The organism is Enterobacter sp. UNJFSC 003 (assembly GCF_036903355.1).
In the GTDB taxonomy this organism is placed as follows: Bacteria; Pseudomonadota; Gammaproteobacteria; order Enterobacterales; family Enterobacteriaceae; genus Enterobacter.
In genome coordinates this window covers 1-479 of record NZ_JBAKHK010000043.1, presented here as the reverse complement: position 1 = coordinate 479, position 479 = coordinate 1, and the positions used below count along the sequence as shown (strand labels likewise).

1 pseudogene is annotated in these 479 nt (G+C 50.3%); it reads left to right on the top strand.

Annotation, left to right across the window (positions count from 1 at the left end):
* Window positions 1-479: pseudogene (locus tag V5P19_RS22990) on the top strand (transcriptional regulator); the annotation flags it as partial.

Here is a 479-nt window from a genome sequence, read left to right as displayed (position 1 = left end):
CACGGTTGCCTGGACTTCGACGACAGTACAGACGACAAAGAGTACGTCTTCGACGTGAAACGTACATTGCAATCTGTGGCGAAAAGAGAAATAGCTGCCCTTGCCCGAACAATGATCAAAGATGGCGACTGCTTTTTTCTCGACTCCGGCTCAACCTGCCTCGAACTGGCGAAATGCCTGGCCGATGCGCGGGTAAAGGTCATCTGCAACGACATTAAAATCGCCAATGAACTGGGCTGTTTTCCCCATGTGGAAAGTTACATTATCGGAGGACTGATTCGCCCAGGTTATTTTTCGGTAGGAGAGAGTCTGGCGCTGGAGATGATCAATGCCTTTTCCGTAGAACGTGCGTTTATCTCCTGCGATGCGCTGTCGCTGGAGACGGGGATCACCAATGCCACCATGTTTGAGGTCGGGGTGAAAACACGGATTATTCAACGCTCGCGTGAAGTTATTCTCATGGCCGATCACTCAAAATT